Below are 23,291 nucleotides of genomic sequence, written 5' to 3' on the forward strand. Positions count from 1 at the left end.
GGACCGACCTGGGCAGGCCGGCCGCGGCCGGGCGGCACGAGTCGCTGTTCGGCGTCGACTGGCTGCCCGCCGCCCTCCCGGCCGCCGGCGGGCCGCAGCCGGTGCGGACCGTCGACCAGCCGGTCCCCGGGGCGGACGCGGACGCGGCCCACCGGGCGACCCGCGCCGTCCTCGACCTCCTGCACCGGGAACTCGCCGACCGGGACGACACCGCCCCGGACGGTCCGCCCGAGCAGGGCCCGCTGGTCGTGCTGACCCGCGGCGCCGTGGCCCTGCCCGGCGAGGACGTCACCGACCTGGCCGGCGCCGCCGTCTGGGGCCTGGTCCGCTCCGCCCAGTCCGAGCACCCCGGCCGCTTCGTCCTGGCCGACCTGGACGACGACCCCGCCTCGCACGCGCTGCTGGCGGCCCTGGCCGCCTCCGGCGAACCGCAGGCCGTCATCCGCGCGGGAGCGGCGTCCGTCCCCCGGCTGGTCCGGCCGCGCGCCCTGGCGGCGGACGGCGGGGCCGGCCCGGTCGGCAGCGCCTTCGGCGGCGACGGCACCACCCTGCTCACCGGCGCGACCGGCACCATCGGCGCCCTGGTGGCCCGTCACCTCGTCACCGCCCACGGCGTGCGCCGCCTGCTGCTGGTCAGCCGCAGCGGCACCCTGCCGCAGGCGGCGGCCGAACTGGCCGAGCTCGGCGCGCACGTCGAGGCCGCCGCCTGCGACCTCGCCGACGCCGACGCCGTGACCGCCCTGCTCGCGGGCATCCCGGCCGAGCACCCGCTGACCGCGGTCGTGCACCTCGCCGGGGCGCTCGACGACGGCGCCGTCACGGCCCTGACCGGAGACCGGCTCGCCACCGTGCTGCGCCCGAAGGTGGACGCCGCGCTGAACCTGCACCGGGCGACCGAGGGCGCCGAGCTGACCGCGTTCGTGCTCTTCTCCTCGGCCTCCGGGCTGTTCGGCAACCCGGGCCAGGGCAACTACGCCGCCGCCAACTCCTTCCTCGACGCCCTGGCCGCGCACCGCCGCGCCCACGGGCTGCCCGCCCAGTCGCTGGCCTGGGGCCTGTGGGCGGCGACGCTCTCGGGCGCCCAGCAGGCCCGGATGGCACGGGCCGGCATGGGCGCGCTCTCCGCCGAGGAGGGCATGGACCTGCTCGACGTCGCCGCCGTGCGGCCCGAGCCCTTCCTGGTGCCGGCCAAGCTGCTGCTCTCCGCCGGAACGTCGCCGAGCACGCAGACGCCGTACCTGCTGCGCGCGCTGGCGGCACCGTCCCGGCGCTCGGCGGCCGCCTCCGCGGCCCCGGCGGACCCGGCCGACCTGCGCCGCCGCCTCGCGGCCCTGCCCGCGGCGCGGCGGGCCGAGGCGGTGCGCGAACTCGTCCTCGAGAACGTCGCGCAGCTGCTCGGGTACTCCGGCGCCGGATCCGTCGACCCGAACCGGCCGTTCCTCGAACTGGGCTTCGACTCGCTGACCGCCGTGGACCTGCGCAACCGGCTCGCCACGAGCACCGGACTGCGCCTGCCCGCGACCGTGGTCTTCGACCTCCAGGACTCCGAGGCGCTGGCCGCGCACCTGCTGTCCGAACTCGCCGACGCCGCCGCGGCGCCCGGCGGCACCGGAGCGCACGGGGCCGCGGGGACGGGCACGGAGGCCGCCGGCGGCTCCGCCGACCCCGCCTCCGACGGGCTGCGCCGGCTGTTCGTCGAGGCCGTCCAGGCCGGCAAGACCCGCGAGGGCCTGGCCGTGCTCGGATCGGCGGCCAACCTGCGCGCGTCCTTCGGCTCGCTGGCCGACCTCGGCGCGGCACCCGCCGCCGTCAAACTGAGCGAGGGCGCGGGCCTGCCCCGACTGCTCTGCCTCTCCACGCCGGTGGCGATGGGCGGCGCCTACCAGTACGCCAGGATCGCGGCGCGACTGCGCGAGGCGGCCCAGGTGTCCGTCCTGCCGATGCCGGGCTTCCTGCCGGACGAGGCGCTCCCGGCGACGGCGGACGCCGTGGTCGAGGTCCTCGCCGCGAGCATCCTGGAGGCCGCCGACGACGCCCCCTACGCGCTGCTCGGCTACTCCTCCGCCGGTGTCTTCGCCTACGCGGTCGCGGCCCGGCTCGAAGCGCTCGGCCGGGGCCCGGCGACCGTGCTCCTGCTCGACACCTACCCGGTGGGCGGCGCGGCCTCCGGTGACGCCACCGGGTCCGCCGACGCCGCGAAGTCCAGGGCGGAGACCGTGGTCGACATGGCCGCCGGCATGCTCCGGCAGGAGTCGGACCAGGAGGCACTGGACCGCACCAAGCTGACCGCGATGGCGCGCTACATGGAACTGCTGCCCACCGTCCCGGTCGCGGGGCTGGCCGCCTCGACCGTGCTGCTGCGCCCCGAGCGCCGCTTCGCGATCGGCTCCGACGACCCGGCCGCCACCACGGAGCCCGGCGCGGAGGCCGACGCCTGGCGCACCGACTGGAGCCTGGCCGACCAGGTGCGCACGGTGCCCGGCGACCACTTCAGCATCGTCGCGGACGACGCGCCGTCCACCGCCGAGGCGGTGTGCGAATGGCTCGCCGCAGAACTGGGGCAGGGGCGGTCCGAATAGGGGTGGGTCGGGCCAGCTACGCGTCGTTAGCGTTCGAAACGGAGACGGACAAGTGACGGACAACACCGAGGGATTGGTGGCCGGTACGCCCATGGCCGGCGAGGAAAAGCTGCTCAGTTACCTCAAGCGGGCCACCACCGACCTGCGGGAGGCGCGCCGGCAGCTGCGCGACAACGAACAGCGCGCCACCGAACCGATCGCCGTCGTCGGCATGGCGTGCCGGTACCCGGGCGGCGTCACCTCGCCGGAGGAGCTGTGGCGGCTGGTCGCCGACGGCGTGGACGCGGTCGGCACCTTCCCCGGTGACCGCGGCTGGGACCCGCAGCGGTGCTACGACCCGACGGGGGAACGGCCCGGGACCAGCTACGTCAACGAGGGCGGATTCCTCGACGGCGCGGGCGAGTTCGACGCGGAGTTCTTCGGCATCTCGCCGCGCGAGGCGCTCACCATGGACCCGCAGCAGCGGCTGCTGCTTGAGGTGTCGTGGGAGGCCCTGGAGCGGGCCGGGATCCGGCCGGGCGCGCTGCGCGGCAGCGCGACCGGGGTCTACGCCGGGGTGATGTACCACGACTACCCGGGCAGCACCTGCATCGGCAGCCTGATCTCCGGGCGGGTCTCCTACACCCTGGGCCTGGAGGGCCCGGCGGTGTCGGTGGACACCGCCTGCTCGTCCTCGCTGGTCGGCCTGCACTTCGCCGCCCAGGCGCTGCGCCGGGGCGAGTGCACGCTCGCCCTGGCCGGCGGCGTCGCCGTCATGGGCACGCCGGGCACCTTCGTCGACTTCAGCGAACAGCGCGGCCTGGCCCCGGACGGGCGCTGCAAGGCGTTCGCCGACGCGGCGGACGGCACGGCGTGGGCCGAGGGTGCCGGGATGCTCGTGCTGGAGCGGCTGTCCGACGCCCGCCGCAACGGGCACCGGGTACTCGCCGTGATCCGTGGCAGCGCGGTGAACCAGGACGGCGCGTCGAGTGGGTTCAGCGCTCCGAACGGTCCGTCGCAGCAGCGGGTGATCCGGGCGGCGTTGGCCGATGCCGGGCTGACGGCGGCCGAGGTGGACGCGGTCGAGGCGCACGGCACCGGGACGACGCTGGGCGACCCGATCGAGGCGCAGGCGCTGCTGGCGACCTACGGGCGCGAGCGGGCGGACGGTCGTCCGCTGTGGCTGGGCTCGGTGAAGTCCAACTTCGGGCACGCGCAGGCGGCGGCGGGTGTGGCCGGTGTCATCAAGATGGTGCTGGCCATGCGGCACGGGGTCCTTCCCCGGACGCTGCACGTCGACGCCCCGTCCTCGCACGTCGATTGGAGTGCCGGGGACGTCCGGCTGCTGACCGACGAGGTGCCGTGGCCGGCCGGGGAGCGACCCCGGCGGGCCGGGGTGTCGGCGTTCGGATTCAGCGGGACGAACGCGCATGTGATCGTGGAGGAGCCCGGCGAGTACGCCGTCGTGGAGGACGTCACGCCCGGCCCTGCCGGTGTGGTGGCGTGGCCGGTGTCGGCGCGCACGCCGGAGGCGCTGCGGGCGCAGGCGGGGCGGCTGCTGGACCTTCCGGCGGGTGAACTGCCCCTGATCGGGCTGGCGTTGGCGACCGGGCGGACGCACTTCGAGCACCGCGCGGTGGTCGTCGGCTCGGACCGGGCGGAGCTGCTGGCGGGCCTGAGCGCACTGGCGGAAGGAACTACGGCGCCGGGCCTGGTCACCGGCACGAACACGGCGGGCCGGTTGGCGTTCCTGTTCACCGGCCAGGGCTCGCAACGCGTGGGCATGGGTGCGGAGTTGTACCGCGCGTTCCCGGTGTTCGCGTCCGCGCTGGACGAGGTGTGCGCCGTCCTGGACGAGGGGCTTGAGCGTCCGCTGAAGGATGTGATGTGGTCGCCGTCGGAGGAGGGGCTGCTCGACCGGACGGGCTACGCGCAGTGCGCGCTGTTCGCCGTCGAGGTGGCGCTGCTGCGGCTGTTCGAGTCCTGGGGCGTCACGCCGGACTTCGTGGCCGGGCACTCGATCGGTGAACTCGCCGCCGCCCACGCGGCCGGGGTGTGGTCGCTGGAGGACGCGTGCGCGCTGGTCTCGGCGCGGGCCCGGCTGATGCAGGCCCTGCCGACCGGCGGGGCGATGGTCGCGATCATCGCCACCGAGGCCGAGGTCCGCGCCGCACTGGTGCCGGGCGTCGACATAGCAGCCGTCAACGGCCCCCGCGCGGTGGTGATTTCGGGCGACGCCGAGGCGGTCGCCCAGGTCGCGGAAGGTTTCGAGCGGTCCAAGGCACTGACGGTCTCGCACGCCTTCCACTCCGCCCTGATGGAGCCCATGCTCGACGAGTTCCGCGCCGTCGCCGCGAAGCTCACGTACAACGAGCCCGCCATCACCGTCGTCTCTACCCTCACCGGAAAAGCCGCCGGTGAAGGGGAGTTGAGCGACCCCGAGTACTGGGTGCGCCAGGTCCGCGAGAGCGTCCGCTTCGCCGACGCCCTCACCACCCTCGCCACCACCGGCGCCTCCCGATTCCTTGAACTGGGCCCCGACGCCGTCCTGACCGCCATGGCGGGACACGTCCTCGACGACGGCCACGTCCTGCTCCCCACCCTGCGCAAGGACCGCCCCGAGGCACCCGCAGCCGTCACCGCCCTCGCCGCACTCCACGCCCACGGCACCACCGTCGACTGGACCGCCCTCTACCCCGGCACCGCCACCACCGACCTGCCCACCTACCCCTTCCAACGCCACCGCTACTGGCTGGAGGCCAACTCCTCGGACGGCGACCCCTCCTCCCTCGGCCTCGAAGCCGTCGACCACCCCCTGCTCGGCGCCGCCACCGTCCTCGCCGACTCCGAGGGAATCGTCCTCTCCGGCCGCCTGTCCACGGGCGCACAGCCCTGGCTGGCCGACCACGTGGTGCTGGACACGGTGCTCTTCCCCGGGACCGGGTTCGTCGAGCTGGCCCTGCGGGCCGGTCTGGAGACCGGCTGCCCGAGCATCCGGGAACTGACCCTCCAGGCACCGCTGGCGGTGCCCGCGCAAGGTGCCAGCGTCCAGGTGAGTGTCCAGGAGCCGGACGCGGACGGCCTGCGCCGGTTCACCGTCCACTCCCGCAGCCGCCGCGACGACCAGGCCGGCGACGGCGCCTGGATCCGCCACGCGACCGGGGTCCTGGCCCCGGAGGCGCCGGCCGAGCCCGGGCCCGACCTGGTGCAGTGGCCACCGGCCGGTGCCGTGCCGATCGAGTCGGCCGACGGGTACGAGCGGCTGGCCGACGAGGGCTACCACTACGGTCCGGCGTTCCGCGGCCTGCGCGCCGCCTGGCGCCGCGGCGAGGAGCTGTACGCCGAGGTGGCCCTCCCCGAGACCGGGACCGCCCGCGCCGACGCCGCCCGCTACGGCCTGCACCCGGCGCTGCTCGACGCGGCCCTGCACGTCCAGTTGCTCGCCGACCTGCCCGCCGATCCGGCCGACGGGGGCGGTGCGGCGCCGGTGGTGCCCTTCGCGTGGACCGGCGTCACGCTCGGCTCGCCCGGCGCGGCCTCGCTGCGGGTGCGGATCAGCCCGGCCGGTCCGGACACCGTGACCGTGACCGTCGCGGACGGCTCCGGTCTGCCGGTGGCCTCGGTACAGGGCCTGGTCGCCCGTCCGCTCGCTGTCGGGCCGTCCGCGCACGGGATCGGGGACCTGCTCCACCGGCTCCAGTGGGAGGCCGCGCCGACCCGGTCCGCCGAACCGGCCCCGGAGACCCCGGAGACCAAGGTCCTGCACGTGCCCGCCTCGACCGGGACCGACCTGCCCGGGCTGGTGCGTTCGGTCCTGGACGACGTGCTCACCTCGGTGCAGGCGCACCTCGCCGACGAATCCGCGCCCACCGCCAGGCTGGCCGTGGTCACCTCCGGCGCGCTCCCGGTCGGCCCGGAGGAGCACGGCGACCTGGGCACGGCCCCCGTCTGGGGCCTGGTCCGGGCCGCCGAGGCCGAGAACCCGGGGCGCTTCGTCCTCATCGACACGGACGCCGACACGGAAGCCGACGCCGACGCGGTCCCGGACGCCGACCTGCTGGCCCGGGCCCTGCGCAGCGGCGAGCCCGAACTCGCGATCCGCGCCGGCGCCCTGGTCGTCCCCAGGCTTCGCCGCGCCCCCGAACGGGAGACCGGCCCCGGCGGCTGGCACCGGGACGGCACCGTCCTGATCACCGGCGGCACCGGCGGCCTGGGCGCGCTGCTCGCCCGTCACCTGGTGGCCGAGCACGGTGTCCGCCGGCTGCTGCTGACCAGCCGCCGCGGCCCGGAGGCCGACGGCGCCCGGCGGCTGCGCGCGGAGCTGACCGACCTCGGCGCGGACGTGGAGGTCGTCGCCTGCGACATCGCGGACCGGACCGCCGTCGCCGCGCTCCTCGCGGGCATCCCGGCCGCACACCCGCTGACCGCCGTCGTCCACGCCGCCGGTGTGGTCGACAACGGCCTGCTGGAGACCCTGACCCCCGAGCGCTTCGACACGGTGCTGCGGCCCAAGGCCGACGGCGCCTGGCACCTGCACGAGCTGACCGCGCACCTGGACCTCGCGGCCTTCGTGCTGTTCTCCTCGGCGGCGGGCCTGGTCCTCGGCGCGGGCCAGGCCAACTACGCCGCCGCCAACGCCTTCCTGGACGCCCTGGCCGCGCACCGCCGCGCCCACGGGCTGCCCGCGCTGTCCCTGGCGTACGGTGCCTGGGCGGCGGACGGCGGCATGGCCGGCGAGCTGGACGAGGCCGACCTGCGCCGCCTGCGCAGGCTGGGCCTGCCGCCGATCACCGCCGCCGAGGGCCTGGCGCTCTTCGACGCCGCGCTCGGCGCGACCGACCCGGTGCTCGCCCCGCTCCGCCTGGACGCCGCGGCGCTGCGCTCCCGCACCGACCAACCGTCCGCCGTGCTGCGCGCGTTGGCCGGCCCGGGCGGCCGCGGGCGCGCGTCCGAGCCGGGACCGGGCGGCCTCCTGCCGCGTGTCCTGGCCGGGCTGCCCGAGGCGGAACGCGAGGACTACCTGCTGGGTGTGGTCACCGGCCGGGTCGCCGCGGTGCTCGGGCACGCGTCCGATGCCGCGATCCGGCCCGACCGGGCCCTGTCCGAACTCGGCTTCGACTCGCTCAGCGCGGTCGAACTGCGCAACCAGCTCGGCACGCTCGCCGGCTGCGGCCTGCCGGCCACGCTGGTCTTCGACCATCCGACGCCCGCCGCTCTGGCCCGCTACCTGCGGGACCTGATCGACCCGGCGCCGGCCGACCCGACCGCGCACATGCACGCCGAACTCGACCGGCTGGAGGAGCTGCTGGCCGCGGCCGACCCGGCCGGACCGGACCGGACGGCGGTCGCCGCCCGGCTGGAAACCCTGCTGCGCCGCTGGCAGGGGCACGGCACAAGCACCGGCGGCCCCGAAGGCGGGACGCCGGCACGGAACCTGGCACAGGCCAGTGACGACGAGCTCTTCGACGTGCTCGACCAGGAGTTGGGGATCCGGTGAACGGGCCGGGTGCGAAGGGGCGGGGGATGGAAGACCGGACCACGGGGATTCAGGACACGGGCACGGCGGACAAGCTGCGCGACTACCTCAGGCGCGCGACCGCCGACCTGCAGCAGACCAAACAGCGGCTGCGCGAGGTCGAGGAGGCCGCGGCCGAACCGATCGCGATCGTCGGCATGGGCTGCCGCTACCCGGGCGGTGTCGACGGCCCGGAGGACCTCTGGGACCTGGTCGCCCAGGGCCGGGACGCGATCGGCGGGTTCCCCACCGACCGGGGCTGGGACGCCGAGTCGATCTACGACCCCGAGCCCGGGAAGCCGGGCAGGACCTATGTGCGGGAGGGCGGGTTCCTGCCCGGGGCCGGCGGCTTCGACGCCGAGTTCTTCGGCATCAGCCCCAACGAGGCCCGGCGCGCCGACCCGCAGCAGCGGATCCTGCTGGAGGTCTGCTGGGAGGCGATCGAACGGGCCGGCCTGGACCCGACGACGCTGCACGGCAGCAACACCGGCGTCTACGCGGGACTGATGTACCACGACTACATCCAGGGCAGCCCCGGCGGCAGCCTGGTCTCCGGCCAGGTGGCGTACAGCCTCGGCCTCCAGGGCCCGGCCATCTCGCTGGACACCGCGTGCTCCTCCTCGCTGGTCGCGACCCACCTGGCCTGCCAGGCGCTGCGCCGCGACGAGGTGGACCTGGCCCTGGCCGGCGGGATCACCGTGATGGGCACCCCGGAGATGTTCGTCGACTTCAGCCGCCAGCGCGGCCTGGCGCCCGACGGGCGCTGCAAGGCCTTCTCCGCCGACGCCGACGGCACCTCCTGGTCCGAGGGCGCCGGTGTGCTGGTGCTCGAACGGCTGTCGGACGCGCGCCGCCACGGCCACCGGGTGCACGCGGTGATCCGCGGCTCGGCGATGAACCAGGACGGGGCCAGCAACGGCATCACCGCGCCCAACGGCCCCGCGCAGGTCCGGGTGCTGCGCGCGGCGCTGGCCGCGGCGGGCCTGACCCCCGCGGAGGTGGACGCGGTCGACGCCCACGGCACCGGCACCACGCTGGGCGACCCGATCGAGGCGCAGTCCCTGATCGAGGTCTACGGGCGGCGCACCGAGCCGCTGCTCCTCGGCTCGGTCAAGTCCAACCTCGGCCACCCGCAGGCCGCGGCCGGCGTCGCCGGGATCATCAAGATGGTGCTGGCGATGGAGCACGGCGTGCTCCCCCGGACCCTGCACCTGTCCGAGCCGACCCCGCACGTGGACTGGTCCGCCGGCGCGGTGCGGCTGCTCGCCGAGAACGAGGACTGGCCCGAGCTCGGCCGGCCGCGCCGGGCCGCGGTCTCCTCCTTCGGGATCAGCGGGACCAACGCCCACGTCGTCCTGGAGCAGGCCGTCGCGCCCGAGCCCGGGCCCGATGCGGAACCCGGCGCCGACCCCCGGGTCGTCCCGTTCGCGCTGGGCGCCAAGACGCCCACGGCGCTGGCGGCGGTCGCCGGCCGGCTGGCCGGTCACCTGCGGGCCCGTCCCGAGCTGGCGCTCGCCGACCTCGGCCGCTCGCTGGCCACCGGCCGGTCCGCGTTCGAGCACCGGGCCGTGCTGGTCGGCCGGGACCGCGCGCAGCTGCTCGCGGCGCTCGACGCGCTGGCCGCCGGACGCCCGGGGGCCGGGACCGTCACCGGGAGCGCCGAACTCACCGGCCGGACGGCGTTCGTGTTCTCCGGTCAGGACTCCCCCGAGCCCGGCGCGGCGGCCGGACTGCTGGCCGGATCCGCGGTCTTCGCCGAGCAGGTGGCCGCCTGCGACCGGGAACTCGCGCCGCTGCTCGGCTGGTCGGTCTCCGACGTGCTGCGCGGCGCCCCGGGCGCGCCGTCCACGGACCTGCCGGAGGTGGCGCACCCGGTCCGGTGGACGGTGCAGGTCGCGCTGGCCGCCCTCTGGCGGGCGCACGGCGTCGAGCCGGACGCCGTCCTCGGGCACGGCCCGGGCGAGGTCGCCGCGGCGACGGTCGCCGGGCTGCTGTCGCTCGCCGACGGCGCACGGGCCGCGGCCTCGCTGGGCCGGGCCGACGGACCGGGCCTGCCCGACCGCCCCGGGCCGGCCGCGGACCCGGACCCGGCCGCGCGCCGCCCGGCGGTGTACTCGACCGCGATCGGCGGCCGGCTCGACCTGGACGCCACCGGGACCGGGGCATGGCTCGCCGCGCTCGGCCGGGAGGCCGACCCGGCGCCGGTGGTCAAGGAGCTCGCCGAGCGCGGCCACCGCGCCTTCCTCGCCGTCGGTCCGGACCCGGAGCTCACCGCCCTGGTGCGGGAGACGCTCGCGGCCCTCGACCACGAGGCCGTGGTCGTCGAGGCGCCCGGCCCGGACGGCGACCCGGTCGCCGCGCTGGAGCGGTTCGCGCTCACGGCGGCCGAGCTGCACGTCAGCGGCTTCACCGCCGACTGGGCCGCGTTCTTCCCCCACGGCAGCACCGTCGACCTGCCCACCTACCCGTTCCAGCACACGTCCTACTGGACGACGCCGGAGCCGTTCGGTGCTCCGGCGGCCCCGGAGGCCGCGGCGGCCTCGGCGGGCTCGCTGCGCTACCGGGTGCGGTGGGCCCCGGTCGCCGACCTGCCCGAGCCCGCGCTGTCCGGTGTCTGGCTGGTCGTGGACGACGAGCGCGCCCCGGCGCCGGAGCAGGTCGTGCAGGCCCTCACCGCGCACGGTGCCGAGGTCGTCCGGCTCACCGTGGACGCCACCGCGGCCGACCGGGCCGCGCTGGGCGCGCGGATCACGGAGCTCCTCGGCGAGGAGCGGCCCGCGGGCGTGCTCTCGCTGCTGGCGCCGGCCGAACCGGAGGCCGAGGAGGTCCCCGCGCCGGGCGTCACCGCGACGCTCCCGCTGCTCCAGGCCGTCCTCGACGCCGGGATCGCCGCGCCGTTCTGGTGCGTGACCCGGTCCGGCGCGGCCGTCGAGGACGGCGAGGACGTCGATCCCTCGGCCGCCGCGCTGTGGGGCGCGGGCACCGTGCTCGCGCTCGACCTGCCGGCCGTCTGGGGCGGTCTGGTCGACCTGCCGGCGGAGCCCGGACCGGAGGCGGCCGGCCTGCTCTGCGCCGTCCTCACCGGCCGGGCCGACGAGGACCAGGTCGCCGTGCGCGGCGCCCGGGCCTACGCCCGGCGCCTGGTCCCCGCCCCGTTGGACGCGAACGAGCCGGGGACGGGCGGCGACTGGCGGCCGGGCGGCACGGTGCTGGTCACCGGCGGCACCGGCGCCATCGGCGCGGCCGTGGCCCGCCGGCTGGCCCGCTCCGGCGCCGAGCACCTCGTGCTGGCCGGCCGGCGGGGCCGCGGCGCCCCGGGCGCGGCCGAGCTCGAAGCCGAACTGACCGCGCTGGGCGCCGCCGTGACCGTCGTGGCCTGCGACGTCACCGACGGCGAGGCGGTGGCCGAGCTGGTCGCCGGGCTCCCGGAGCTGACCGCCGTGGTGCACGCCGCCGGGCAGCTGCCCGCGGAGAGCGCGCCGACGGACCTGACGCCGCAGGAGTTCGCCCGGGCCACCCGGGCCAAGATCGCCGGCGCCCACCACCTGGACCGGGTGCTCGGCGACCGCCCGTTGGAGGCCTTCGTGCTCTTCGGCTCCGGCGCGGCCGTCTGGGGCACCGCGGGCCGCGCCCCGTACGCGGCCGGGAACGCCTACCTCGACGGCCTGGCCCAGCGGCGCCGGGCCCGGGGGGTGACGGCCACCTCGATCGCGTGGGGCACCTGGGCCGGCGGCGGCATGGTCGACGCCGAGGCGGACGACCACCTGCGGCGCATCGGCCTGGCCTCCCTGGACCCCGACGCGGCGCTCGACGAACTGTGGCGGGCCCTGGGCCGGGACGAGAGCCACCTGGTCGTCGCCGACATCGACTGGGCCAGGTTCGCCCCGGTCTACACCGCGGCCCGCCCCCGGCCGCTGCTGCGCGAACTGCCCGACGCCGTCCGCGCCCTGACGGGCGGGGACCCGGCCGACGGGCCGTCCCCGGACGGCCCCGGCCTGGCCGACCGGCTGAGCGGCCGGGCCGGGCCGGAGCGCTCCCGGATCGTGCTGGGCGTGGTGCGCGAGCAGGCGGCCGCCGTGCTCGGCCACGAGGGGGCCGGCGCCGTCGAACCCGGCCGCACCTTCAAGGACCTCGGCTTCGACTCGGTGTCCGCGGTCGAGTTCCGCAACCGGCTCAGCACCGCGGCGGGCCTGCGGCTGCCGGCCACCGTCGTGTTCGACCACGCCAACCCCAGGGCGCTGGCGGAGTTCATCGAGGCGGAGCTCGCCGACCTGGCCCCCGGGGGTGCGGCGGCGGTGTCCGCCGAACTCGACCGGCTGGAGGCCCTGGTCGCCGGGCTCTCCCCGGAGGAGGCCGAGCGGGCCCGGCTCGGCCCCCGGCTCCAGGCCCTGGCCGCCCGGCTGGGCGGCGCGGGCGGCTTCCCGGGCGGTGCCCCGGGCGGCTCCCAGGACGCCGCAGGAGCCGGCCCCGAGCTGGCCCGTGTGCTCGAATCCGCAAGCGCGGAAGACCTGTTCAACCTGCTGGACAAAGAGCTCGGATCGAGCGGAAACGGCGAGGGTTTCTGATGGCTGAGGAAGCAAAGCTGCTCGACTACCTCAAGCGGGCGACCGCCGAGTTGCACGAGACCCGCAGCCGGCTGCGCGAGGTGGAGGCGGCGGACCGGGAGCCGGTCGCGATCGTCGCGATGAGCTGCCGGTACCCCGGGGACGTGCGCTCCCCGGAGGACCTGTGGCAGCTGGTGTCCTCCGGGACCGACGCGGTCGGCCCGTTCCCGGCCGACCGCGGCTGGGACGGCGGCTCGCTGTTCGACGCCGACCCGGACCACCCCGGCACCACCTACGTCAACGAGGGCGGGTTCTTCCACGGCGCGCCCGAGTTCGACGCCGGGCTGTTCGGGATCTCCCCGCGCGAGGCGCTGACCATGGACCCGCAGCAGCGCCTGATGCTCGAACTGGCCTGGGAGGCCTTCGAGCGGGCGGGCCTGGCCCCGAGCGGGCTGGCCGGGCAGCGGGTCGGGGTGTTCCTCGGCAGCGGCAGCCAGGACTACTACGAGGACCTGGCGCCCGGCGCGGTGGCCGCGGTCATCGACGACTACCTGAGCACCGGCAACGCCGCCTCGGTGATCTCCGGCCGGGTGGCCTACGCGTTCGGCCTGGAGGGCCCCGCGCTCACCGTGGACACCGCGTGCTCCTCCTCGCTGGTCGCCCTGCACCTGGCCGTCCAGGCGCTGCGCCGCCGGGAGTGCGCCATGGCCCTGGCCGGCGGCGTGATGGTGATGTCCGCCCCGGGCCCGTTCATCGCCTTCAGCAAGCAGCGCGGGCTGGCCCCCGACGGCCGCTGCAAGGCCTTCGCCGAGGGCGCCGACGGCACCGGCTGGGCCGAGGGCGCCGGCACCCTGCTGCTGGAGCGGCTCAGCGACGCCCGGCGCAACGGTCACCAGGTGCTCGCGGTGATCCGCGGCAGCGCGGTCAACTCGGACGGCGCGTCCAACGGTCTGACCGCCCCCAACGGCCCGTCCCAGCAGCGGGTGATCCGCCAGGCCCTGGCCGACTCCGGCCTGGCGGCCGCCGACGTCGACGCGGTCGAGGGCCACGGCACCGGCACCGTGCTCGGCGACCCGATCGAGATCCAGGCCCTGCTCGCCACCTACGGCAAGGAGCGCGCCGACGGGCGCCCGCTGTGGCTCGGCTCGATCAAGTCCAACATCGGGCACGCGCAGGCCGCGGCCGGCGTCGGCGGCGTGATCAAGATGGTCGAGGCGATGCGCCACGGCGTGCTGCCGCAGACCCTGCACGCCGCGAAGCCCTCCGAGCGCGTCGACTGGTCCGCCGGGAACGTGCGGCTGCTGTCCGCCCGGCGCGCGTGGCCGCAGACCGGCGCGCCGCGCCGGGCCGGCATCTCGTCCTTCGGCGTGAGCGGGACCAACGCGCACGTGATCCTGGAACTGCCCGAACCCGCCCCGGCCGCGGCCGACGGCGCGGCGGAGCAGGCCGGGTGGCCGGGCGCGGCGCCCGTCCCGTGGCCGCTCGGCGGGCACGGCGAGGACGCGCTGCGGGCCCAGGCCGGACGGCTGCTGGCCCACCTGGACGCGCACCCCGGGGCCGACCCGGTGGACATCGGCTTCTCCCTGGCGACCGGCCGGGCCCCGCTGGACCGCCGGGCCGTGGTGCTCGCCGGCCGCGGGCCCGAGGACCGCGCCGCCCTGGCCGCCCTCGCGGACGGCACCGCCGTGCTGCACGGCGCGGCCGACCCGGGGCTGACCGCCTTCCTCTTCTCCGGCCAGGGCGCCCAGCACGTGGGCATGGGCAAGGGCCTGTACGAGACCTACCCCGTGTTCGCGGCGGCCTTCGACGAGGTGTGCGCCGGCTTCGACCTCGACCAGCCGCTGCGCGCGGTGGTGTTCGGCAAGCCCCGGCTGCTGAACCAGACCCGGTACACCCAGCCCGCGCTGTTCGCCGTCGAGGTCGCCCTCCACCGCCTGGTCGAGTCCTGGGGCCTGACCCCGGACCTGCTGCTGGGCCACTCGGTCGGCGAACTCGCCGCCGCGCACGTGGCCGGGGTGCTGTCGCTGGCCGACGCCTGCACCCTGGTCGCCGCCCGCGGCCGGCTGATGCAGGACCTCCCCGGCGGCGGCGCGATGGTCGCCGTCCAGGCCACCGAGGAGGAGGTGCGCGAGCTGCTGACCGACGGCGTGAGCCTGGCCGCCGTCAACGGCCCGCGCTCGGTCGTGCTCTCCGGTGACGAGGAGCCGACCCTGAAGATCGCCGCGCACTTCGGCGACCAGGGCCGCAAGACCGTGCGCCTGAAGGTCTCGCACGCCTTCCACTCCGCCCGGATGGACCCGATGCTCGCCGAGTTCCGCGAGGTCGCCGCCGGGCTGACGTACCACGCGCCGGCCGTCACGGTGGTCTCCGGACTGACCGGCCGGGTGGCCTCGGCCGAGGAACTCGCCGACCCCGACTACTGGGTGCGCCAGGTGCGCGAGACCGTGCGCTTCCACGACGGCGTGCGGCGCCTGGAGGCCGAGGGCGCGAGCCGGTTCGCCGAGATCGGGCCGGACAGCGTGCTGATCGCGCCCGCCCAGGAGACCCTGGCCGACGCGGCCGGCCCGGCCACGCTGGTGCCCGTGCTGCGCAAGGACCGCGACGAGCCGGCCACGCTGATGGCGGCCGTGGCCCGGCTCCACGTCAGCGGCGCCGAGGTGGACTGGGCGGCGCTGTTCGCGGGCAGCGGCGCCCGGCGCGCCGAGCTGCCGACGTACGCCTTCCAGCGCCGGCGCTACTGGCTCGACGCCCGCGGCGGCGCGGGCGGCTCGGCCACGGTGGCCGCGGCGGGCCTGGCGGCCGCCGGCTACGGCGGCGGCGAGCACCCGCTGCTGGGCGCCGCCGTCGTCCTGGCCGACACCGACGGCGCGGTGATGACGGGCCGGCTGTCGGTCGAGGCCCAGCCCTGGCTCGCCGACCACGTGCTCGGCGGCGTCGCGACCGTCCCCGGCACCGCGTTCGTCGAACTGGCCGTGCGGGCCGGTGACCTGGTCGGCTGCGGCCGGGTCGAGGAGCTCACCCTCAGCAGCCCGCTGGTGGTTCCGGCCGGGACGGGCGTTCAGCTGCAGGTCGCGGTCGACGCGCCGGACGCGGCCGGACGCCGGGTGCTGACCGTGTACTCGCGGCCCGAGGAGTCCGGCCCGGGTCCGGAGTGGACCCTGCACGCCACCGGTCTGCTCGCCCCCGCGGTCGACGCCCCGCCGGCCCGGACGGCCGCCTGGCCGCCGAGCGCGGCGCAGCCGGTGGCCCTGGACGGGCTCTACGACGCCTTCGCCGCGTCCGGGATCGACTACGGGCCCGCGTTCCGCGCGTTGAGCGCGGTGTGGCGGCAGGGCGAGGAGATCTTCGCCGAGGTCCGGCTGCCCGAGAGCGAGGCGCAGCGGGCCGGCGCGTTCGGCCTGCACCCGGCGGCGCTCGACGCGGCCACCCACGCGCTGCGCGCGGTCGGCGGCGCCGAGGACGGCGAGGACGGCGAGGACGGCCGGGACCAGGGGCGGATGCCGTTCTCCTGGTCCGGCGTGCAGTTGTCCGCCACCGGCGCCACGGTGCTGCGGGTCCGCTTCGTCCCGGCCGGCGCCGACGCGTTCGCCGTCGAGGTGACCGACCCGGCCGGCGACCGGGTGGCCTCGATCGACTCGGTCGCCTTCCGCCCGCTGGTGCTGCCCACGGCCACCGCCGCCGCCCCGCTGTACCGCCTGGAGTGGCGGCCGCTGCCGGCCTCGGCGGCCCGGCCCGGCCCGGCGGTCCGCCACGAGCTCTTCGCCGGCCCGGCCGGCACCGACGCCGAGGCCGTGCACGCGGCGACCGCGGAGGCGCTGCGCGCCGTGCAGGCGCGGCTGTCCGACGACTCCGCCGACGGCCCGGTCCTGGTGGTGGTCACCCGCGGCGCGCTGTCCGTCGATGGCGAGGACGTCACCGACCCGGCCGGCGCCGCGGTGTGGGGACTGGTCAGGTCGGCCCAGGCCGAGCACCCCGGCCGGTTCGTGCTGCTCGACGCGGACGGGGAGTCGGACCTCGACGCCCTGCTGCCCGAGGTGCTGGCCTCGGGCGAGCCGCAGGTGGCGCTGCGCGCCGGCGCGGCCCGGGTGGCCCGGCTGACCCGGCTGCCGCGGCCGGCGGACCCGGCGGTCCCGGCGTTCGACCCGGAGGGCACCGTCCTGGTGACCGGCGCCTCCGGTGCGCTCAGCACCGTGCTGGCCCGCCACCTGGTGGCCGAGCACGGTGTGCGCCGGCTGCTGCTGCTGAGCCGCGGCGGCCCGGACGCGGTGGCCGCGCTGACCGCCGAGCTGACCGCGGCGGGCGCCGAGGTCGACGCGGTGGCCTGTGACGTGGCGGACCGCGAGGACCTGGCCGCGGCCCTGGCGGCCGTGCCCGCCGCGCACCCGCTGACCGCGGTGGTGCACGCCGCCGGCGTCCTCGACGACGGCGTGGTCACGGCCCTGACGCCCGAGCGGACCTCGGCGGTGCTGCGTCCCAAGGTGGACGGCACGATCAACCTGCACGCCCTGACCGAAGGGGCGGACCTGGCCGCGTTCGTCCTGTTCTCCTCGGTCTCCGGTGTGCTCGGCGCGCCCGGCCAGGCGAACTACGCCGCCGCCAACAGCTTCCTGGACTCCTTCGCCGCCCACCGCCGCGCCCTGGGCCGCCCGGCGCTCTCGCTGGCCTGGGGCCAGTGGGAGCAGCCCGGCGGCATGGCCGGCTCCGGCCGGCCGGTCGGCACCGCGGCCCTGGCCGCGCTGTCCACCGGGGAGGGCCTGGCCCTGTTCGACGCGGCGCTCACCACCGGCCTGGCCGCGCTGGTCCCGGTCAAGCCGAACTTCGCGGTGCTCCGCGACCGCGCCGCCGCGCTGCCCCGGCCGCTGCACGACCTGGCCGGCCCCGGGCGGCTGCGGACCGCGGCCGGGACCGGCGACGGTGACACCCCGTTCGGCCGGACCCTGGCCGCGCTGCCCGAGGCCGACCGGGCGGCAGCCGCCCTGGACCTGGTCCGCACGCAGGCCGCGGCGGTGCTCGGCTACGGCTCGGCCGCGGACGTCGAGCCCGCCGGCCAGTTCCAGCAGCTCGGCTTCGACTCGCTGACCGCCGTGGAGCTGCGCAACAACCTCAACGCGGCCACCGGGCTGCGGCTGCCGGCGACGCTGGTCTTCGACTACCCGACCCCGGCCGCCCTCGCCGAGCACCTGCTGAGCGAGACCTCCGGGACCGTCGCGACGGTCGCCGCGCAGCAGAACCACCACGACGAGCCGATCGCGATCGTCGGCATGGCCTGCCGCCTGCCCGGCGGGGTCGGTTCCCCGGCCGAGCTGTGGCGGCTGGTGTCCGAGGGCTCGGACGCCATCGGCCCGTTCCCCGCCGACCGCGGCTGGGACCTCGCCGCGCTGCACGACCCGGCGGGCCTGCGCCCCGGCACCACCTCGGTCAACGAGGGCGGGTTCCTCTACGACGCGGGCGACTTCGACCCGGCCTTCTTCGGCGTCCCGCCCAAGGAGGCGGCGCTGGTCGACCCGCAGCAGCGCCTGCTGCTGGAGGCGTCCTGGGAGGCGCTGGAGCGCTCCGGCATCGACCCGTCGCAGCTCAAGGGCAGCGCGACCGGCGTCTACGCGGGCGTCCAGTTCCACGACTACGTCGGCAGCAACAGCACCGGCTCGATCGTGACCGGCCGGATCGCCTACACGCTCGGCCTGGAGGGTCCGGCGGTCAGCGTCGACACGGCGTGCTCCTCCTCGCTGGTCGCGCTGCACTGGGCGAGCCAGGCGCTGCGCAGCGGCGAGTGCTCACTCGCCCTGGCCGGCGGCGTCACCGTGATGGCGACCCCGGAGACCTTCGTCGAGTTCAGCCGGCAGGGCGGCCTGGCCGCGGACGGCCGCTGCAAGGCCTTCTCCGCGGACGCGGACGGCACCGCCTGGGCCGAGGGCGTGGGCATGCTCGTCCTGGAGCGGCTCTCCGACGCCCGGCGCAACGGTCACCCGGTGCTCGCCCTGGTCCGCGGCTCGGCGGTGAACCAGGACGGCATGTCCAACGGCCTGACCGCGCCGAACGGCCCCGCCCAGCAGCGGGTGATCCGCCAGGCGCTGGCCAACGCGGGCCTGACCGCGGCCGATGTGGACGCCGTCGAGGCGCACGGCACCGGCACCCGGCTCGGCGACCCGATCGAGGCCCAGGCCCTGCTGGCCACCTACGGCGCGGAGCTGCCCGCCGACCGGCCGCTGCGGGTCGGCTCGGTGAAGTCGAACATCGGCCACGCCCAGGCCGCGGCGGGCGCCGCCGCGGTGATCAAGATGGTGCTCGCGCTGGGCCACGAGGAACTGCCGCGCACGCTGCACGTGTCCGAGCCCTCGCCCGAGGTCGACTGGTCGTCCGGCCACGTCAGCCTGCTGGCCGAGCCGGTCGCCTGGCCCAAGGGCGGCCGGGTCCGCCGGGCCGGCGTCTCCTCCTTCGGCATCAGCGGCACCAACGCCCATGTGATCATCGAGGAGCCGCCCGCCGTCGCGACCGCGCCCGGGCAGGAGAGCGCGCCCGAGCAGGCGGCTCCCGCCGTCGTCGCCTGGCCGGTCTCCGCGCGGACCCCCGCGGCGCTGCGCGGCCAGGCCGAGCGGCTGCTGTCCTACCTCGACGAGAGCACGGACCAGGACCTCGCGTCGGTCGGCTACTCGCTGGCGTGCACCCGGTCCGCGTTCGCGCACCGGGCGGTGCTGGTCGGGACCAAGCGGGGGGACTTCCTGCGCGGCCTGATGGCCCTGGCCGACGGCGAGGAGACCCCGGGCCTGGCCACCGGTTCGGCCTCGGCGGCCGGCCGCAGCGCGGTCCTGTTCTCCGGGCAGGGCTCCCAGCGGACCGGCATGGGGTCGGGCCTCTACGAGGCCTCCCCGGTGTTCGCCGCCGCCTTCGACGAGGTCTGCGACGCGCTGGACCCGCACCTGGACCGCCCGCTGCGCGAGGTCCTCGCGGGAGACCAGGGGACGCTGAACCGGACCGGCTACGCGCAGGCGGCGCTGTTCGCCCTCGAGGTGGCGCTGTACCGCCTGGTCGAGTCCTTCGGCCTGCGCCCCGACTACGTCGCCGGACACTCCGTCGGCGAACTCGCGGCGGCGCACGTGGCCGGGGTGTGGTCGCTCGCCGACGCGGCCCGGCTGGTGGCCGCGCGCGGCCGGCTGATGCAGGCGCTGCCGGCCGGCGGGGCGATGATGGCGATCGCCGCGTCCGAGGCCGAGGTGCGGGCCGCGCTGGTCCCGGGCGTGGACATCGCGGCGGTCAACGGCCCGACGTCGGTCGTCGTCTCGGGTGCCGAGGACGCGGTGTTCGCGGTGGGCGCGGGCTTCGGCCGCTCCAAGCTGCTGGCCGTCTCGCACGCCTTCCACTCGGCCCTGATGGAGCCGATGCTGGAGGAGTTCCGCGAGGTCGCGCGGAGCATCTCCTACGCGCCGCCGCGGATCCCGGTGGTGTCCAACCTGACCGGCGGACTGGCCGGTGCGGACGAGCTGGTGGACCCGGAGTACTGGGTGCGCCACGTCCGGCACGCGGTGCGCTTCGCGGACGGCGTCGGCACCCTGCGGGACCAGGGCGTGACCCGGTTCATCGAGCTCGGCCCGGACGCCACGCTGACCGCGCTGGCCGGCGAGACCCTCGGCGCCGAGGGCGTCGAGGAGGCGGTCCTCACCCCGCTGCTGCGCAAGGACCAGGAGGACCTGCGGGCGCTGTGGTCCGGCCTCGCGGCGCTGCACGTCCACGGCCTGTCCCCGGACTGGGCCGCGGTGTACCGGGGCGTCGGGCTCACGCCCGGCATCCTCGAGCTGCCGACCTACCCCTTCCAGCGCAAGCGCTACTGGTACCAGGGCGCCGGGGGCGGCGTCGGCGGCGAGCAGGGCGGCACGCACCCGCTGGTCGGCGCGGCGACCGAACTGGCCGGCGACGGCGGCCTGCTGCTCACCGGGCGGCTGTCGCTGGGCACGCACGCCTGGCTGGCCGACCACGAGGTCTCCGGCGCCGTGGTCTTCCCGGGCACCGGCTTCGTCGAGCTGGCCCTCCACGCGGGCGAGCAGGTCGGTCTCGACCGGCTCGACGAGCTGGTCCTGGAAGCCCCGCTGATCCTGCCGGGGACGGACGGCGTCCGGGTCCAGTGCGCCGTGGGCGCACCGGGCCGCGACGGCGGCCGCACCGTCACCGTCCACTCGCGGACCGAGGGCGGGCCGGCCGGCCGGCCGTGGATCCGGCACGCGACCGGGCTGCTGGCCCGCAGCGGCGGGAAGCCGTCCTTCGACCTGACGGCGTGGCCGCCGAGCGGGGCCGAGCCGGTGTCCCTGGACGGGCGGTACGAGCAGCTGGCCGAGGCGGGCCTCGCCTACGGGCCGGCCTTCCGCGGCCTGCGCGCCGCCTGGAAGCGCGGCGGCGAGGTCTTCGCCGAGGTCGGGTTCGACCCGTCGGCGCCGGTCGACCCGGAAGGGTTCGGCCTGCACCCGGCGGTGCTCGACGCGGCGCTGCACGCGATCGGCCTGAGCCGGGCCGGGAGCGGCGAGCCCGTGCTGCCGTTCTCCTGGGAGCAGGTGGAGCTGCACGCCGTCGGCGCGTCCGGCCTGCGGGTCCACGTGCGGCCGACCGGCACCGGCACCGCCGCCCTGGACGTGGCGGACGCCACCGGGCAGCCGGTCGCCTCGATCGGCTCGCTGGTCCTGCGGCCCGCGGCCGCGCTCTCCCAGCCGGCCGCGACGGCCGTCGGCGCCGACGCGATGTACCGCCTCGCCTGGCAGCCGGCGGACGCGGCGGCGGCCGGCGGCACCGCCGGCTGGGCCGTGGTCGGCACCGACCCCTGGGGTCTGTCGCCCGCCCTCGGGATCGACGTCCGGCCCGACCTGGAGGCGGCGGTCGGCGTCGCCACCCTGGTCGTCCCCGTGGGCGAGGAGGCGGCCACCGGGGCCGCCGCCGAGCCGGCGGAGGCCGTCCGGGCCGGACTGCACCGCATGCTCGGGTTCCTCCAGCAGTGGCTGGCCGACGAGCGCTTCGCCGACTCCCGGCTCCTCGTGGTCACCCGCGACGCGCAGGACTGCGGGGACGAGGCGCCCCGGGACCCGGTCGGCGCGGCGGTGGCGGGCCTGGTGCGCTCCGCCCAGGCGGAGCACCCGGACCGGATCGTCCTGGTCGACATCGACGCGGTGCCGACCGCGGCCGGGACGCTCGCGGCCGCGGCGGCGAGCGGGGAACCGCAGACCGCCGTGCGCTCCGGCGCCCTGCTGGCCCCGCGGATCGCGGCCGTCTCCCCCGCCGAGGCGGGCCCGGCCGACGGACCGGTCTGGGACCCCGACGGCACCGTGCTGATCACCGGCGGCACCGGCGCCCTCGGCCGCGCGGTGGCCGGACACCTCGCCGCCCGGCACGGCGTCCGCCACCTGCTCCTGGTCGGCCGCCGCGGTGCCGACGCACCCGGCGCGGCCGAGCTCCAGGCGCACCTCGCGGGCCTGGGCGCCACGGCCTCGCTGGTCGCCTGCGACGTCGCCGACCGCGAAGCGCTGGCCGACCTGCTCGCGGGGATCCCGGCCGACCGGCCGCTGCGCGGCGTGGTGCACGCGGCCGGTGTGATCGACGACGCCGTGATCGCCTCGCTCACCCCCGAGCGGGTGGACACGGTGCTGCGCCCGAAGGTGGCGGCCGCGGCGAACCTGCACGCGCTCACCGCGGGCCTGGACCTCACCTCGTTCGTGCTGTTCTCCTCGGCGTCCGGCGTGCTCGGCGCGCCGGGCCAGGGCAGCTACGCGGCGGCCAACGCGTTCCTCGACGCGCTGGCGGCGGACCGGCGGGCGGCCGGCCTGCCGGGTACGTCACTGGCCTGGGGCGTGTGGGAGCAGACCGACGGCGCGGGCATGGCCTCCGGTCTGAGCGAGTCGGACCTGCGCCGGATCGCCGAATCCGGTGTGGGCGCGCTGACGGTGGACCAGGGGCTGGCCCTGTTCGACCTGGCCGGCGGCCTGGCCGACGCCGTCCTGCTGCCGGTCAACCTGGACCGCGCCGTCCTCGACCGCGCGGGCGACGAACTGCCCGTGCTGCTGCGCGGCCTGGTCCGCGGCGGCACGGCGAAGCGGGTCGCGGGCGAGGCGGAGCCACAGGCCGGGTCGGGCTCGCTGCGCGAGCGCCTCGCCGCGATGCCGGCGCCCAAGCGCGGACCCGCCCTCCTGGAGCTGGTCCGCACCCAGGCGGCGACGATCCTCGGGTACGCCGACCCGCAGGAGGTGCCGGCGGACCGGGCCTTCAGCGAACTCGGCTTCGACTCGCTGTCGGCGATGGGTCTGCGCAACAAGCTGACGATCGTCACCGGTCTGAAGCTGCCGACCAGTCTGATCTTCGACTACCCCAACGCCCAGGTCCTGGCCGATCACCTGGCCACGGAACTGGTGCCGCAGGAGGAGGAGAGCGGCGAGGAGGCGCTCACCGACGAGAAGGTCGCGGAGATCCTCGGCTCCATCCCGCTGTTCCGGCTCCGCGACGCGGGGCTGCTGGACAGCCTCCTGGAGCTGGCGGGCGTCCGGGTTCCCCTGGCCGGGGAGGCCGCCTCGGCGGAGGGTGAGCCGTCGGCCGCCGGCTCGTCCGCCTCGATCGACGAGATGGACAGCGAGGCGCTGATCAACCTGGTCATGGGGGGTGCCACCGACCTGGATTGATCGCGAGAGCGGTAGGGGCCGGCCCGGT

General features: G+C 77.0%; 3 protein-coding genes and 1 pseudogene. All 4 read left to right on the top strand.

All coding sequences use genetic code 11. The features are described 5' to 3' along the window. Positions 1-215 precede the first annotated feature (215 nt). Positions 216-2,579, top strand: a pseudogene (locus ACFCLZ_RS05320) (type I polyketide synthase); the annotation flags it as partial. A gap of 52 nt (positions 2,580-2,631) precedes the next feature. After that, positions 2,632-8,055 (top strand): SDR family NAD(P)-dependent oxidoreductase, encoded by a 5,424-nt coding sequence (locus ACFCLZ_RS05325; protein WP_380283509.1) that lies wholly within the window; start codon positions 2,632-2,634, stop codon positions 8,053-8,055. A gap of 26 nt (positions 8,056-8,081) precedes the next feature. Beyond that, positions 8,082-12,638, top strand: coding sequence for an SDR family NAD(P)-dependent oxidoreductase (locus tag ACFCLZ_RS05330; protein WP_380283510.1), 4,557 nt, complete (start codon positions 8,082-8,084; stop codon positions 12,636-12,638). Then, positions 12,638-23,263, top strand: a complete 10,626-nt coding sequence (locus ACFCLZ_RS05335) for an SDR family NAD(P)-dependent oxidoreductase (protein ID WP_380283511.1) — start codon at positions 12,638-12,640, stop codon at positions 23,261-23,263. The genes ACFCLZ_RS05330 and ACFCLZ_RS05335 overlap by 1 nt, the downstream gene beginning before the upstream one ends. The last annotated feature ends 28 nt before the right edge of the window (positions 23,264-23,291 follow it).

It is taken from the genome of Kitasatospora purpeofusca, from assembly GCF_042691725.1.
In the GTDB taxonomy this organism is placed as follows: Bacteria; Actinomycetota; Actinomycetes; order Streptomycetales; family Streptomycetaceae; genus Kitasatospora; species Kitasatospora purpeofusca_B.

What these genes read in the sequence shown, in the direction of transcription:
- ACFCLZ_RS05330 (WP_380283510.1), top strand. Translation starts at nt 8,082, where the DNA reads ATGGAAGACCGGACCACGGGGATTCAGGACACGGGCACGGCGGACAAG.
- ACFCLZ_RS05335 (WP_380283511.1), top strand. Translation starts at nt 12,638, where the DNA reads ATGGCTGAGGAAGCAAAGCTGCTCGACTACCTCAAGCGGGCGACCGCC.